Genomic DNA, 14934 nt, shown 5'->3' on the forward strand with positions numbered 1-14934 from the left:
GAACAAGGTGGTTGGATAGAAAAAAAAGAAAATTTAAGTCAAGAGGGCGATTGTTTTATTTATGATGATGCGATGGTTTTTGGCTATGCACAGATTCAAGGAAATGCAATTGTCGCTGAGGATGCAATCGTTTATGGCAATGCTATTATCACTGATTCTGCAAAAGTATATGGTAAAGCACAAGTCTATGGTCATGCTTATATTGATGGTGAAAGTATCATCTCAGAAAATAAACATATCTTTGAAAATATACAATCGTGGAATAATATTGATTCTTTAGAGGTAATAAATACTAATATTGGAAGTAAAACAGATGATTATATTTTATATGCAAATGGTCGGCATCAAATACCTATAGAAATCTATTTTAAATCTTGGGATAAAAAAAAGAGAGAGATAAAAATAGAAGAAGATGAAATATTTGAAAATATAGAAATAGTCGATAAAGGGAATGGAAAACTATATAATGATTATTATCTCTCTGGTAAACCAGGAGGGTTTGTTTATCCTGAGGTTTCTGATTTTTTTGATGAGCATATTTCAAAATGCACTATTTACATCTCAACATTTAAAGAACTAGATGAAATTTTATTAGATATTACTATACTAATTAAAAAGAAAGTTTTCTATCTTTACAATGACATTAAAATAAAAGTTATCCCACCACGAGTATATACATCAGAAGATGTTTTAAATTATGATAATATACAGCCTATCATTGAAAAAGATATTGGTGGTTATAATTGTATTTTATCGAAATATTATATCAAACTAAAAAATTCAAGTGAATTTTTTATGGCAAAAGGTAAATACCCTGAAGATAATTGGTTTTACTATATTCAAAAAGGAAATTATAAAGGGTGCTGTACTACTACAGATAATAATATTAAATTTGAACCCTCTAGTTTTTTTACAAAAGAATTTATATTCACTACTCATTGGTCTGTTTCAGTTATTTCAGAACATCATGAAGAAGACGGACTTTGTTTCTGGAGCTATCGTATTTGGCATAGTGATTTGCAAAATTATAATGAATGGGGTGGTGAAATAAACTTTTCATTATTCGATCAATATGGAAATGAAGCTAAGATGATGGCAAAAGTGATAGAAGATGAAAAATTAACTTTCCATTTTCAATAAATGAAAATTTATTTATTTTTAAGAAAAAATAAAGATATCTAGTATTATTTATATTAAATTTAAAAGGAATTTAATGATGAACAAATATAAAATTACTAATGAAACGATGATACATAATGGTATTACACTTTATCGAATAGAAAGATTTTATACAAAAACTCTTGGTGGTTGGATAGAGAGTCAAAAAAATTTAAGTAGTGAAGGAAATTGTTTTATTTACGATGACGCAATGGTCTTTGGTGATGCAGTTATTAGTGGAGATGCCGAGATTAGAGGAAATGCACAAATTTATGGTAATGCGACAGTAACAGATTCTGCTGTCATTTTAGATAATGTACAAATTTATGGTAATGCGAGAGTAACAGATTCAGCGCGTATTACAGATAATGCACAAATTTATGGTGATGCCAAAATAAAAGATTCTGCAAAAGTATATGATAATGCAGTGGTTTGTGGTCAGTCTGTTGTTGAAAAAAATGCAAAAGTGTATGGATATGCATTTTTAGATGGAAATATGATTATTACTAATAATGACTATATAAATAACCGTATTGAAAGTTCATGGAGTAATGTTGATTCAGTCGCTAATGTGACTCTTTTTATAGAGCCAAATAGAAATAAGTTTAAAATTTATGCTAATGGAAAACATCAAGTTCCAATAATAGTTCATCTTGATACTTTAAATAAAAATAAGGAACATATTAAAGTAGATAGTGAACAATTATTACAAAATATTTCACTTTATTTTTCAGGAAAAAATACTTTAGATGATGATGAGAAAAAAATCTTCATAGGAGATTATTTGATATTTTCTACTCAACCTGATAATTATGTTTTTCCTGAAGCTGAACACTATCTTTCTAATTTATACGGTTCGGTGTGCATTATATATGTATCTTGTGACTTTTATCTCAATAATAGTATTGATTTAGATGTTGAAAATCGGATTAAAATTTATTTAAAATATAATATAAAAGGTAAGGAATATACAACGGAAAGTTCTAGTGAAATAACAAAACCAAAAAAATATAAATATGTTTCATTACATGCCAAACAACCCTATATATTTAAAAGTGATGATTTAGATCAGTCTCTTATACAAAATCCAAAAATAGAAAAAAGTGTAGCAGGTTATGATAATAGTATTTTATATAAATATTATATTAAATTTAGCCCCAAGATAAGACATCATATAAAAAATGTTGACTGTGAACAAGATGACCTATTCCATTATCTGCAAAAAGGTAATTATAAAGGATTTAGCACAACAACAGATAATCTTTTTAAACAAGATGATGATGCATATTATACCAAAGAATTTATTATATCATCAGATTGGTCTATTTCCGTAACATCTAAAAATCATGAAGAAACTGGAATATGTTTTTGGTGTCTTCGTGTTTGGTATGGTGCTTTATGGCTTTATAATGAAAAAAGTAAACCTTGTTCATTTATTTTATACGATCAATATGGTAATCAAGCTAAATTAGATGCAGTTACAATTGAAGATGAACAATTAACTTTTAACTTTTAACAAACACTATATTTTTATAAAAAGTAAAAGTATTTATTGTTATTTATATTAATTTGGAACATTAATTTTAAAAGGAATTTATTTATGAGTAAATATAACATTACTAATGAAACAAAAGTACATAATGGTGTTACTCTACATAAAATAGAAAGGGTATATACAAAAACTCCCGGTGGTTGGTTAGAAAGTGAAAAAAATTTAAGTCAAGAGGGAAATTGTTTTATTCGTGATAATGCAATGGTATATGGTAATGCAAGAGTAACAGGCAATGCCGTTGTATCAGAAGACGCTGAGGTATACGGTGATGCAATTATTAGAGATAATGCAAAGGTATATGGTAAAACGATTATAAATGACCACGCAATTATTGAACACAATGCGCAAATTTATGGTTATGCCAAAATAACGGGAAATACTATTGTATCTAATGATGAATCAGTTTTTGAATATATAGGAACTTGGGATGAAATTGATTATATAGAACGCTTAGATATTTATGTAGGTAACGATGATAAAAAAGGAATAATATGTAGTAATGGTTATCACCAAATGCCTATAAAAGTTTATTTTGAAGCATTTGATAAAGATAAAAAAAGAATTAAAGTACGATCAAGTGATATTTTTAATCATATTCGTATTGTTGACTCTAAAAATAAGCCTTTTACTGATGCTGAAGGATTTTCTTTTACACAAGAAGCAGGAGGATTTGTTTATCCTAAACTTAGAAGTCCAATGAATATGATTGGATCATCATGTTATTTTTATGCTTCTCTTGACCTTAATCTTGATAAGAAAATTGAATATGTTAGATTATTTGTACAATGTACTGTCAATGGAAAAGAATATACAACGGCAATAGAAAATACGGAAAGCTTATTTGTTCAAAATTTTGTAACGTTATATGTTTATCCTCGACGTGTTTTTTCTCAGAATGATATTGATGTTACTTCTGTTACTGAAACGGAACTTGTTAAAGATGATTTTTATATAGAAGGAAGAGATGTTTTAAAAAAATACTATGTAAGATTTAAAAATAATGAAAAATTTATCACAAATAGTGCGTCTTACCAAACAAATAATATTTTTTATTTTAAACAAATGGCAAGTAGTAAACATTGTTATTCATCTACAGATCTTTTTATCACGGAGGATAAAAAAGCCCTATTTACAATGACGTTTAATTATAAAAGTAATCAATCATTTTCTATTACATCTACAAACCATGATATGTCTGGATTATGCTTTTGGCATTATGCTTTTTGGGAAAGGGAAGATTTTTATTATCATGAATGGGGAAATAAAATGGACTTTATCTTATATGATCAATACGGTAATAAAGCAGATATGGTTGTACAACCAGATGAAAGTAATAAGAAATTATCTTTTCATGTGAAAGAATAAATAAAGGATAATATATAAAAAATTGGTCACGAGTTATTTTAAGTGACCAATCCGCTATATTGAGTTGTAATTACCAGCCTTGAATAGCGCCACCATTAAAAATAGTTTCAGCCGCTGTTGCAACTTCTGGTGATTGATACGCTTTTATAAAATCACGTACATTAGCTGCATCTTTATTGTTTTTTCGTGTCACAATAATATTAGTATACGGTGAATTTTTATCTTCAATAAAAATACTGTCTTTTGTTGGTGATAAATTAATTTGTTGGATGTAAGTTGTACTAATTATGGCAACGGTCACTTTGGGATCACTTAATACTCGTGGTAATTGAGCACCTTCTAACTCCATAATTTTTAAATTTAATGGATTATTAATAATATCAAGAGTGGTTGGAAGTAATCCGCTATCGGGTTTTAATGTGATTAGTTTTTCTTTCTGTAAGAGTAATAAAGCACGTCCTAGATTAGTCGGATCATTAGGTAATGCGATAGTGTCTCCTGGTTTTAACTCAGAAGGGTGTTTTATTTTTGTTGAATAACCTGCCATTGGAAAAACAAAGGTATTCGCAACTGCGACAAGGTTATATCCACGAGATTGATTATCTTGAGCTAAAAAGGGTCTATGTTGGAAGACGTTTGCATCTAATTCATTATTTGCAGTGGGATCATTGGGTAGTAAAGAGCCACTGAAACCAATAAGCTCAACATCTAAATTGTATTTTTCTTTTGCCACTTTTTTGGCAACTTCAGCAACATCTTGCTCTGCGCCATTGATGACACCCACTTTTATTGAGTAATCATTACTATTTTTACTATTATCACAACCTGCTAATAAGGTTGTAAGTAATATAAGCGTACCAAAAATCTTAAAATGTGATTGCATAGCCTAGTCCTGATAAATAATTATTTAATAATAAATAACTGAAAATCAGATAGATAGTCAATGAAATAGCATATGATAAAAATTCACATGATATAATTTAAAGTTAATTTGTTTCGCTTAGAATATAAAAGGCCTAGTCTTACTTTATCATTATTTTATCAAATTTTATGAGAAAGAAAGGCAAGGCCATTATTATTTGAACGCTTAGTTATTTGCTGTTAATAACGGCGGTTATTGTGTTTTATTAAACAGTAAATGACCCATTTTATCTGCTTTAGTATCTAGATAATGAGCATTATTTGGGTTACGACCTACAATAAGAGGCACGCGTTCTACCACATTGATACCGTCTGCTTTCATGGTCTCAATTTTTTGCGGATTATTGGTTAATAAACGCACTTCATGAATACCTAAAAGATTATACATATCAGCACAAAGGGTGAAATCACGTTCATCAGCTTTAAAACCTAACTTAAGGTTAGCTTCTACTGTATCTAATCCTTTATCTTGGAGTGCATAAGCACGAATTTTATTCAGTAAACCAATATTCCGACCTTCTTGACGATGATAAATGAGAACACCACGACCTTCTTTGCTTATTTGTGAAAGCGCAGCCTCAAGCTGAAAACCACAATCACAGCGTAAGCTAAAGAGTGCATCACCTGTTAAACACTCAGAATGAATACGAGATAAAACGGGCTCTGGTCCAGTAATATCTCCATATATTAGAGCAACATGATCTTTACCTGTTGCTATCTCTTCAAATCCTACCATTAAAAACTCACCAAAAGGTGTAGGCAGTTTGGCTTCGGCAATACGTCTTAATTTCATTATTTTTCGACTCATAATTTCAGGTGATACTCTCCTTCGATATTATATATCTTATAATGACAATGAAGAGCAATAAAACACTGAAATGGATCTTGTCCAATAATTTGGATAGATAATTCACACACACTTATAAAACACACCCTAGTAAATTATCAGAATTAAGCGCAGATAGCATAATGATTTATTGTTAAACTAATATCATCTATAGTGAATTTTTGAATGGAAAGTCAGACAGCCTTACCTAAAATACTTGAGGGATAATATATTGAATAAAAAAATAACTTTGTTAATTTTATCTGGTAGCGCCTTACTGTTAATGACGCCAGTAATCATGCTGATATTAGGATGGCAATGGCATCCTGTGGAGCATCCTATCGGTGGAAAAAGTCTGTTATGGATAGCGAATAGTGCAGCTAAACCCTGGGGGATATTAACAATAACGATTACACTATTATTATTGTTTTTTAGATTAAAATTACCTAAGAAATTATTTATTCAGTTAGCCATTATTATTGTAGGAACAATGATTATTGGTCAATTACTAAAAGTAGCAGTTAAAAATACGGTTAAAGAGCCTCGTCCTTATGTAGTTTGGGTGAGTGAACAGCTTGATATCACCACGGACTATTTTTATTCAGTACCCAGAGATGAACGAGCTCAGCTATTAGACAAAGGTTTTTCGCATTCACCTTTATTACCAAAATGGCAACTAAAGCATTGGCGCGCTGAAACAGGATATGCTTTTCCTTCAGGACATAGTTTATTTGCAGCAACACTTGCACTATTTATTTTCACTATTTTTATGTTTTATCGACACTATATTCTGGCATTACTTGGCTTAGTATGGGGCATGAGTGTCACTGTTGGGCGACTTGTGATGGGAATGCACTGGGCATCTGATGTGATTGTCGGTATTCTTATCAGTACAATACTTGTTTGGTGTGCTTTTCTAGTGATTAAGCGACGATTTTTGCTAAAATCATAAAGAAAGACCTTTATTTAAAGCGACAGAATTTATTTTTTATCGTTTATGTGAAAAAATATACATAAATCAGGTAATTCTAATAAATAACTTTCTTTGTGAGTGATGAAAATGCTACCTTTATCTGTCCTCTAAAGAAACGAGAATAAAAGGAAAAAATGTGAAGAAAGTCCTTATTTTTATTTTAGTGATTCTTGTTCTTGCTATCGTGATAATAGCGATGACGTTAGGCTCTAGTAACGATCAGGTTGTCACATTTAATTACCTTATTGCCCAAGGTGAATACCGTATTTCAACCTTATTAGCGATTTTATTTGGTGTTGGGTTCATACTAGGTTGGGTTGTGAGTGGCGCTTTCTATTTACGCGTGCGTTTATCGCTTGCTAGAGCAAATCGTAAAATTAAACGCTTAGAAAGCACTCAAAATAGCCAAGAAAGCCAAGAAAATCGTCCAACTACTGTTAGTGTGACAAAATAAGGACGAGATCTAATGTTAGAATTGCTGTTTCTGTTATTACCTGTCGCAGCTGCATATGGCTGGTATATGGGGCGTCGTGGCGCTCAACAGGATAAACAGCAGAATGCTGATCGCCTATCTCGCGAATATGTTGCAGGTGTTAACTTTTTACTTTCTAATCAGCAAGATAAAGCTGTCGATCTTTTTCTTGAAATGCTAAAAGAAGACAGCTCAGCATTTGAAGCTCATCTCACTTTAGGTAATCTATTTCGTTCAAGGGGGGAAGTCGAACGTGCTATTCGTATTCACCAATCCTTAATGGAAAGTGCTTCTCTTTCATTTGAACAACGTTTATTAGCTGTTCAGCAATTAGGCCGTGATTATGTTGCAGCGGGTGTATATGATCGCGCTGAAAATATGTTTTTACAGCTTATTGATGAACAAGATTTTCGTCAAAGCGCATTACAATCCCTTCTTGCTATTTACCAGTTAACTAGTGATTGGGGAAAAGCCATTGAAACCGCAGAAAAATTAGTTAAATTAGGCCAACATGAATTAAAAGAACAAATTGCCCATTTCTATTGTGAATTAGCTTTACAAGAAATGAGTAGTGATAATCTTGATAGTGCGCTTAATTTCTTACAAAAAGCAGGACAAACAGATCCTCTTTGTGCTCGTGTTTCTATTATGTATGGTCGTATTTATCTCGCCAGAGATGAGAAACAAAAAGCGATTGATATATTGATGAAAGTGATTGAACAAGACAAAGAGATGGTAAGTGAAACCTTACCTATGCTTTTTGAATGTTTTCAATCTAAAGATAATGATCCACGTTGGGAAGATTACTTGCGCCAATGTGTTGATAGTAATTGTGGTGCGATTGCTGAGCTTTATCTCGCTGATATCATCGAGCAAAAAGAAGGAATTGAAGCAGCACAATTGTATATTAATCGTCAATTAGAACGTCATCCTACTATGCGTCTTTTCTATCGCTTAATGCGCTATCACTTAGCAGAAGCAGAAGAAGGACGCGCTAAAGAAAGTCTTATTTTATTACGCTATATGGTCGGCGAACAAATCCGCACCAAGCCTGATTATCGTTGCCATAAATGTGGTTTTACCTCTCATGCATTATATTGGCATTGTCCATCTTGTCGCTCTTGGGATACTGTAAAACCAATACACGGATTAGATGGTCAGTGACATTGTCACGTTTAGTAGTCTCTTTATGAATAAAGGCCCTAAGATGTCATTTCATTGTGATAAAAAATCGCCGGAACTTACCAGTGCGCCCGTTATTGTGGCACTAGACTATGATTGTCAGAAAAGTGCATTAGACTTTGTACACAAAATTGATCCCATATCTTGTCGCCTAAAAGTCGGCAAAGAGATGTTTACGCGTTTTGGACCTCAGTTTGTGACACAGTTGCAAAATGCAGGATTTGAGATTTTTTTAGATTTAAAATTCCATGATATTCCTAATACCGTTGCTAAAGCAGTAGCCTCAGCGGCTGATTTAGGGGTGTGGATGGTTAATGTCCACGCGAGTGGTGGTGGTCGTATGATGCAAGCTGCAAAAGAGAGTTTAATTTCTTTTGGAAAAGATGCTCCATTATTAACCGCTGTGACTGTTTTAACCAGTATGGATCAGCGTGATTTAACAGAGTTAGGGATTACATTTACACCCGCTGAACATGCTGAAAGACTCGCTTTATTAGCAAGATCTTGTGAGCTAGATGGTGTTGTTTGTTCTGCACATGAAGCGACTCGCCTTAAACAAGTTTGTGGCGATGATTTCTTATTAGTAACACCCGGTATTCGCCCTACAGGTAGCGATGTTGGCGATCAACGCCGTGTAATGACACCAGAGCAAGCGATTAAAGCAGGTGTTGATTATATGGTCATAGGGCGTCCAATTACGCGTAGTGATGATCCTCTTAATACTCTTAATCAAATTAATCAGTCAATTAAAGGAGTCCAACGTGGATAATAATTCTCGTTTAGTTTACTCCACTGACGTTGGTCGAATTAAAGAAGAAGAACAAAAGACAGTAAGACCAACAGGTGATGGTATTGTACGCATTCAGCGTCAAACTAGTGGACGCAAAGGCAAAGGGGTTTGCGTTATTTCAGGAGTTGATTTAGACGACGCTGAATTAACTAAGCTTGCCGCTGAATTAAAGAAAAAATGTGGTTGTGGTGGTAGCGTTAAAGAAGGTTTAATAGAAATTCAAGGTGATAAACGGGATTTAATTAAGTCTTTGCTAGAAGCTAAAGGAATGAAAGTTAAACTGTCTGGTGGCTGATTTATAACCATTTCATCGAGTTATCATTATGCGTTAATGTTGTCTTAACATTGGCGCATTTTTTATATGTAAAAAAAGCGAATGACTTAATGTGAGACATTCGCTTTATTGTATACAGTACTAAGATAAATTAGATAGGGCGTGCAACAATATTGCGTGTTTCTAATTTAACATCCTCAATACGAACTGAAATGATATCATTAAGTTTGAAGACAACTTCACCTTTAATTAGTACAGTTCCTGTTTCTTGACTGCATTGAACTTCATCGCGTACTGCATGCAAGAATGGGGCAGGAACAAAAGCAACAGCACCGTTATCTATTAAACGAACACGAATACCGCCACGAGTAATATCAATAATTTCGGCGTTAAATGGCGTTTCAGTGCCTGCAAAAGGTTTTAAGAAGCGCGCATATAACCAATCGCCCACATCACGTTCAGCCATTCGATTTGCACGACGTCGTTCAGCAATACGAATACAATCTTCTTCTTGTGGTTTTTCAGGTTGCTGCTTGCTGATAATCGCTTTTAATAAACGGTGATTTAAAATATCACTGTATTTACGAATAGGAGATGTCCACGTAGCATAGGCATGGAGGCCTAAACCAAAATGTGGGCCTGGTTCAGTTTTAATTTCAGCAAAGTTTTGGAAACGACGAATACGGCTATCAAGGAACTGATTCGGTTGATTATCCAGTTCACGACGTAACTTACAGAAACCTTCAAGAGTTAATAGTTGCTCTGAAACGGTTTCAATACCATTATCTTTGAGCGTTTGTACAACTTGATCTACATAAAGCGGATCAAAACCTGTATGTACATTATAAACACCAAAACCAAGGTTTTTCTCTAATACGGTCGCAGCGCAGATATTGGCTGTGATCATCGCTTCTTCAACGATACGATTAGCAATACGACGTTTTTCAGCGACAATATCAAGTACGCTACCATTTTCACCTAAAATAAAACGATAATCAGGGCGTTCTTTAAAGACAAGTGCGTGAGTTTCTCGCCAAATATGACGCTTCTCACACATTTCTTTTAATAGCATGACTTGTTCATGAACAATGTCATTTTCAGGTTGCCAACTTGTTGCTTCACCTTCTAACCAATCTGAAATATTGTCGTAAACAAGTTTTGCTTTTGATTCAACCCAAGCAGAGTAAAAGTGAATGCTATCAGCTAATGCTCCATCTTCATTAATACCCACTTGGCAGACTAACGCAGGACGTTTTTCATTAGGACGTAGTGAGCACAAATCATCAGAGAGCTCACGAGGTAACATAGGGATATTAAAACCAGGTAAATAGTTTGTTAGTGCACGCGAAGATGCAATTTTATCAAGCTCGCTACCAGATTGAATATACGCAGTAGGATCAGCAATAGCAATAAACAGCGTTAGTTGGCCATTTTCTTCTTTGCGAATATAGAGCGCATCATCCATATCTTCTGTTGTGGCACTATCAATTGTGACAAAAGAAAAGGCAGTCAAATCTTCGCGAGGAAGACTATCGTGTAAGACGAGTGTTTCAGTGTCAACTTCAGGTGCATTACGTTCTAGTTGATGACGCATTAAGGTTACCCACCAAGGCGCAAAATGGTCATCTTTATCTGTAATATAGTGAGTTAATTCTGCTTGAAAGCTACGATCGCCTTTTAAAGGATGACGACGCATTTCAGCCACAGCCCAATCTTGATCAACAAAATTATGCGTAACATTTTGAGCAGGGCGACAAGGAATTGTATCTTTCAATAATGGATGATCTGGGATAATCCACAGACGATTATCGCCTTCTTTTCTCTGAACTCGACCGACAAAACGCGTTAAAAAAGGTTCTACCAGCTCTTCAGGCTCTACAGTTTCTTTATTATTGTTAGTATGAACAGAAGCAATAACACGGTCGCCATGCATCACTTTTTTCATCTGAGGAGGGGGAATAAAATAGCTTTTCTGACCATCAACTTCAAGGAAGCCAAAGCCTTTATCTGTTCCCTTTACAAGGCCTTCCACGCGCGGTGTCTGGGCATGGAGTTGCTGTTTTAGCTGTGCAAGCAGCGGATTGTCTTGAAACATATTTTTCCGGAAAGTCGGCAGTATTAATAATTAATTAAAGTGAGCAATAGTTTTATTCGATTGTTTACAATGACGCAAGTAGTATGCATCAGAAAAACACAGAAATCGTAAAAACTTATGCAGGATCTGTCTTCTCTTTGAATTCACACAAATCTTCAATAATACAAGAACCACAACGTGGTTTTCTCGCAATACAGGTGTATCGCCCATGAAGAATAAGCCAATGATGACAGTCAACCTTAAACTCAGCTGGAACTACTTTTAGCAGTTTATGTTCAACTTCATTGACATTTTTACCGGGTGCAAAGCCGGTGCGGTTACATACTCTAAAAATATGTGTATCAACAGCAATGGTAGGCCAACCAAACGCAGTATTAAGTACCACATTTGCCGTTTTGCGACCTACGCCGGGTAACGCTTCTAAGGCTTCTCTATCTTCAGGTACTTCGCTATTGTGTTTATCAATCAATATTTGGCATGTTTTAAATACGTTTTCTGCTTTTGTATTAAATAAGCCAATTGTTTTAATGTATTTTTTTATTCCGTCAACACCTAAATCGAGCATGGCTTTAGGTGTGTTAGCAATGGGGTAAAGTATCGCCGTTGCTTTATTCACACTAACGTCTGTCGCTTGTGCTGAAAGTAATACGGAAATTAACAATTCAAATGGGGAGTTAAATTTTAACTCTGTCGTCGGATGCGGATTATTATCACGCAATCGAGTTAGAATTTCGATACGTTTTGCTTGATTCATTATGCTCACAAATTAATTTTTGACGATATGACTACCACAACCTTGTTCTTTTTCATACGTTTTAGCTGTAGATGTCGCGCGTTTTTTCTGTCTCTCATCAATTAAGTATTTTGCAGCTAACATAAAGCCTAATCCAATAAAGGCACCTGGTGGTAAAATAGCCAGTAAGAAAGGTGAGTCTAAATGTATTATTTCAACACGTAATATTCGAGCCCATTCACCTAAGAGTAAATCAGCACCGTCAAATAATGTACCATTACCTAAAATTTCACGCATTGCACCTAATACAAATAGCGCCGCTGTTGCACCCAGCCCCATGGCAAAACCATCAATCGCTGATGGAAAAACTTCATTTTTTGCAGCAAAAGCCTCAGCTCGACCAATAACAATACAGTTAGTTACAATCAATGGAATGAAGATCCCTAGTGATTGATATAACCCATATGCATAAGCATTGATAAGTAACTGTACTGCACTAACGACAGAGGCGATTATCATAACATAAATTGGAATACGAATTTCAGATGGAACAAAACGCCGTAAACTGGATACGGCAATATTTGTACACACAAGAACTAAGGTAGTTGCAAGGCCTAACCCCAATGCGTTTGTTGCCGTTGATGAAACCGCAAGTAAAGGGCATAAACCCAATAATTGAACAAGGGCTGAGTTATTTTTCCATAACCCTTGAGCAAATAATTCTTTAATGGAATTCATATTAATTTGCCTCACAAACTGCAAGTGTATCTATTTTTTCGGGTAAAGATTGCATTAACCAGGCAGTACGTTTAGAGGCATTGACAACAGCACGAGGTGTGATTGTCGCTCCTGTAAATTGATCAAAATCACCGCCATCTTTTTTTACAGCCCAGTGTGCGTCATTTTCACTCGTAATAAATTTATCACTCAGTGAGTAAATCCAATCTGAGATCCGCGTTTCAATTTTGTCACCTAAACCGGGTGTTTCTTTGTGTGCAGTGACGCGTACACCTAATACTTTACCTTGAAAATCAGCACCGATTAATAATTCTATCGCACCTGAATAGCCATCAGGCGCAGTTGATTCTAAAGCGGCCGCCACAGGTTTACCATCAAAACGTGCAACATAAAGTTTATGTGGCTTTTCATTACCTAATGCTTTGTCCGTTAAAATATAGCAGTCATTAGAAAGATTGTTATTGTAAAGTGATTGTGGAATAACCTGATCTAGCAATTTTTGTTTCTCTAACGCGGCTTGTTGAGCAATGGTATTTGCCGTTAAGTTATAGACCACTGCGGTTAGACCTGTGGTACAGGCCGCAAAGATAGCTAAGGTAAGGCCATGGCGTTTTAAAATCTCAATCATCATTATTCTCCATTAATGACCATAAACACGAGGGCGTGTATAGCTATCAATCAAAGGAACGGCGATATTCGCTAATAATACAGAGAAGGCAACAGCATCAGGATAACCCCCATAAACACGAATAATCCAAACTAATAAGCCAATCAGCGCACCGTAAATCAAGCGACCTTTAGGTGTGGTAGAGGCACTTACAGGGTCCGTTGCAATAAAAAAGGCACCTAACATAGTTGCACCAGAAAACAGCTGTAAAAGAGGCTGGGTATAGTGTGTAGGATCAATACCCCAACTGATAACAGAACAAAGCGTTAACATGACTAATAGGGCAATAGGAATATGCCAACTAATAATACGTTTATAGAGAAGAACTAGACCTCCTACTAAATACGCTAGATTAACCCATTGCCAACCAATACCAGCAAATTCACCTTGTAAGATGGGGGTTGCTAGAACTTCATCAATAGAATGAGTTAATAATCCTGTTTTAAAACTATCAAGAGGGGTTGCTTGAGTAATGCCATCCACAGAACGTCGTAAATCTTCTAATGTTAATCCCGTCGGTGTATGCCCTGTAAAAAATAAATTTAAGCTATCAGTAAAGCTATAAGATACCGCTTGTAACTCTGCTGGTGGCATCCATGATGTCATTTGCACAGGAAAGGAGATAAGCAAAACAACATAACCGACCATAGCAGGATTAAATGGATTTTGACCTAATCCGCCATAGATATGTTTTGCAATTACAACAGCAAAGAAAGTGCCTAATACAATTATCCACCACGGCGCTAAAGGAGGAATACTAATAGCTAGCAATACACCAGTAAGAAGGGCTGAGTTATCTTTAAGATAAAGTAGAGGATCTTCTTTTTTGAGTTTTACACAAACTGTTTCAGCGACTAGAGCAACAATAATAGCAAGTATGATTTGATAAAGCGTACCTAGGCCAAAAAAATAGATTTGGCTAAAAATTCCAGGAATAGCAGCGAGCGTTACCCATAGCATGACTTGGCTAGTAGATTGCTGATTATGTGTAAACGGTGAGCTAGCAATTTTTAGCTTACTGCCGTTATTTTGAATTGGTCTAAATTTCATGTGTGATTAATCCGAAGTTACTTCTTCTTTTTCTTTATTATCAGTATCAGCAGTCATTTGTTGCTGAGCTTGTTTTTTGGCTTTGACTCTAGCAATAGCAGCGGCTACAGCTGCTTTACGAGGATCAACTTCAGCTTC

General features: G+C 34.7%; 15 protein-coding genes. 8 read left to right on the forward strand and 7 right to left on the reverse strand.

Translation table 11 applies throughout. The annotated features are described in order from the left end of the window. From M983_RS17610 to M983_RS16180, 3 genes are all read left to right on the forward strand, one after another. A partial coding sequence (locus tag M983_RS17610) for a hypothetical protein (protein ID WP_066753412.1) occupies positions 1 to 1140 on the forward strand: 1140 nt, incomplete at its 5' end. 76 nt (positions 1141 to 1216) lie between these two features. Continuing rightward, positions 1217 to 2674, forward strand: coding sequence for a hypothetical protein (locus M983_RS16175; RefSeq protein ID WP_066753415.1), 1458 nt, complete (start codon positions 1217 to 1219; stop codon positions 2672 to 2674). Between the two features lie 84 nt (positions 2675 to 2758). After that, the gene (locus M983_RS16180) at positions 2759 to 4075 is read left to right on the forward strand and encodes an LbetaH domain-containing protein (protein WP_066753419.1); all 1317 of its coding nucleotides are present in this window, start codon (positions 2759 to 2761) and stop codon (positions 4073 to 4075) included. Positions 4076 to 4145: 70 nt separating this feature from the next. Here the strand turns inward: M983_RS16180 and M983_RS16185 are convergent, their stop codons facing one another. Beyond that, positions 4146 to 4958, reverse strand: coding sequence for a MetQ/NlpA family lipoprotein (locus M983_RS16185; RefSeq protein WP_066753422.1), 813 nt, complete (start codon positions 4956 to 4958; stop codon positions 4146 to 4148). Between the two features lie 231 nt (positions 4959 to 5189). Continuing rightward, positions 5190 to 5789 carry a GTP cyclohydrolase II gene (gene ribA / locus M983_RS16190; protein WP_066753425.1) on the reverse strand — a complete coding sequence of 200 codons (600 nt, stop codon included), beginning with the start codon at positions 5787 to 5789 and terminating at the stop codon, positions 5190 to 5192. A gap of 265 nt (positions 5790 to 6054) precedes the next feature. Between ribA and pgpB the strand changes: the two genes are divergently transcribed. The 5 genes from pgpB (at position 6055) to yciH (ending at position 9534) form a co-directional block, all read left to right on the forward strand. Beyond that, a complete protein-coding gene (gene pgpB, locus M983_RS16195; protein WP_066753428.1) occupies positions 6055 to 6774 on the forward strand; it encodes a phosphatidylglycerophosphatase B in 720 nt (239 codons plus the stop codon). Positions 6775 to 6931: 157 nt separating this feature from the next. After that, on the forward strand, positions 6932 to 7249 hold the full coding sequence (locus tag M983_RS16200; protein WP_066753431.1) for a LapA family protein: 318 nt from the start codon (positions 6932 to 6934) through the stop codon (positions 7247 to 7249). A gap of 12 nt (positions 7250 to 7261) precedes the next feature. Next, positions 7262 to 8431 carry a lipopolysaccharide assembly protein LapB gene (gene lapB / locus M983_RS16205; RefSeq protein ID WP_066753434.1) on the forward strand — a complete coding sequence of 390 codons (1170 nt, stop codon included), beginning with the start codon at positions 7262 to 7264 and terminating at the stop codon, positions 8429 to 8431. Positions 8432 to 8474: 43 nt separating this feature from the next. Further along, entirely contained in the window at positions 8475 to 9218 is a 744-nt protein-coding gene (gene pyrF / locus M983_RS16210) for an orotidine-5'-phosphate decarboxylase (protein ID WP_066753441.1), read from the forward strand. Continuing rightward, positions 9157 to 9534, forward strand: a complete 378-nt coding sequence (yciH, locus tag M983_RS16215) for a stress response translation initiation inhibitor YciH (protein ID WP_066753444.1) — start codon at positions 9157 to 9159, stop codon at positions 9532 to 9534. The genes pyrF and yciH overlap by 62 nt, the downstream gene beginning before the upstream one ends. A gap of 130 nt (positions 9535 to 9664) precedes the next feature. Here the strand turns inward: yciH and M983_RS16220 are convergent, their stop codons facing one another. The 5 genes from M983_RS16220 to rsxD all read right to left on the reverse strand — a co-directional run bounded on the left by M983_RS16220 (position 9665) and on the right by rsxD (position 14796). Next, complete coding sequence (locus M983_RS16220) at positions 9665 to 11608, reverse strand: exoribonuclease II (protein WP_066753447.1); 1944 nt, start codon at positions 11606 to 11608, stop codon at positions 9665 to 9667. 115 nt (positions 11609 to 11723) lie between these two features. After that, positions 11724 to 12362 carry an endonuclease III gene (gene nth / locus M983_RS16225; protein ID WP_066753450.1) on the reverse strand — a complete coding sequence of 213 codons (639 nt, stop codon included), beginning with the start codon at positions 12360 to 12362 and terminating at the stop codon, positions 11724 to 11726. Between the two features lie 12 nt (positions 12363 to 12374). Beyond that, the gene (locus M983_RS16230; protein WP_066753452.1) at positions 12375 to 13079 is read right to left on the reverse strand and encodes an electron transport complex subunit E; all 705 of its coding nucleotides are present in this window, start codon (positions 13077 to 13079) and stop codon (positions 12375 to 12377) included. 1 nt (position 13080) lies between these two features. Further along, on the reverse strand, positions 13081 to 13707 hold the full coding sequence (gene rsxG, locus M983_RS16235) for an electron transport complex subunit RsxG (protein WP_066753455.1): 627 nt from the start codon (positions 13705 to 13707) through the stop codon (positions 13081 to 13083). 12 nt (positions 13708 to 13719) lie between these two features. Continuing rightward, a complete protein-coding gene (rsxD, locus tag M983_RS16240; RefSeq protein WP_066753457.1) occupies positions 13720 to 14796 on the reverse strand; it encodes an electron transport complex subunit RsxD in 1077 nt (358 codons plus the stop codon). Positions 14797 to 14934: the final 138 nt, after the last annotated feature.

The sequence above is a fragment of the Proteus myxofaciens ATCC 19692 genome (assembly GCF_001654855.1).
Lineage (GTDB): Bacteria > Pseudomonadota > Gammaproteobacteria > Enterobacterales > Enterobacteriaceae > Proteus > Proteus myxofaciens.

What these genes read in the sequence shown, in the direction of transcription:
- M983_RS16175 (WP_066753415.1), top strand. Translation starts at nt 1,217, where the DNA reads ATGAACAAATATAAAATTACTAATGAAACGATGATACATAATGGTATT.
- M983_RS16180 (WP_066753419.1), top strand. Translation starts at nt 2,759, where the DNA reads ATGAGTAAATATAACATTACTAATGAAACAAAAGTACATAATGGTGTT.
- M983_RS16185 (WP_066753422.1), bottom strand. Translation starts at nt 4,958, where the DNA reads ATGCAATCACATTTTAAGATTTTTGGTACGCTTATATTACTTACAACC.
- ribA (WP_066753425.1), bottom strand. Translation starts at nt 5,789, where the DNA reads ATGAAATTAAGACGTATTGCCGAAGCCAAACTGCCTACACCTTTTGGT.
- lapB (WP_066753434.1), top strand. Translation starts at nt 7,262, where the DNA reads ATGTTAGAATTGCTGTTTCTGTTATTACCTGTCGCAGCTGCATATGGC.
- pyrF (WP_066753441.1), top strand. Translation starts at nt 8,475, where the DNA reads ATGTCATTTCATTGTGATAAAAAATCGCCGGAACTTACCAGTGCGCCC.
- yciH (WP_066753444.1), top strand. Translation starts at nt 9,157, where the DNA reads ATGATCCTCTTAATACTCTTAATCAAATTAATCAGTCAATTAAAGGAG.
- M983_RS16220 (WP_066753447.1), bottom strand. Translation starts at nt 11,608, where the DNA reads ATGTTTCAAGACAATCCGCTGCTTGCACAGCTAAAACAGCAACTCCAT.
- nth (WP_066753450.1), bottom strand. Translation starts at nt 12,362, where the DNA reads ATGAATCAAGCAAAACGTATCGAAATTCTAACTCGATTGCGTGATAAT.
- M983_RS16230 (WP_066753452.1), bottom strand. Translation starts at nt 13,079, where the DNA reads ATGAATTCCATTAAAGAATTATTTGCTCAAGGGTTATGGAAAAATAAC.
- rsxG (WP_066753455.1), bottom strand. Translation starts at nt 13,707, where the DNA reads ATGATTGAGATTTTAAAACGCCATGGCCTTACCTTAGCTATCTTTGCG.
- rsxD (WP_066753457.1), bottom strand. Translation starts at nt 14,796, where the DNA reads ATGAAATTTAGACCAATTCAAAATAACGGCAGTAAGCTAAAAATTGCT.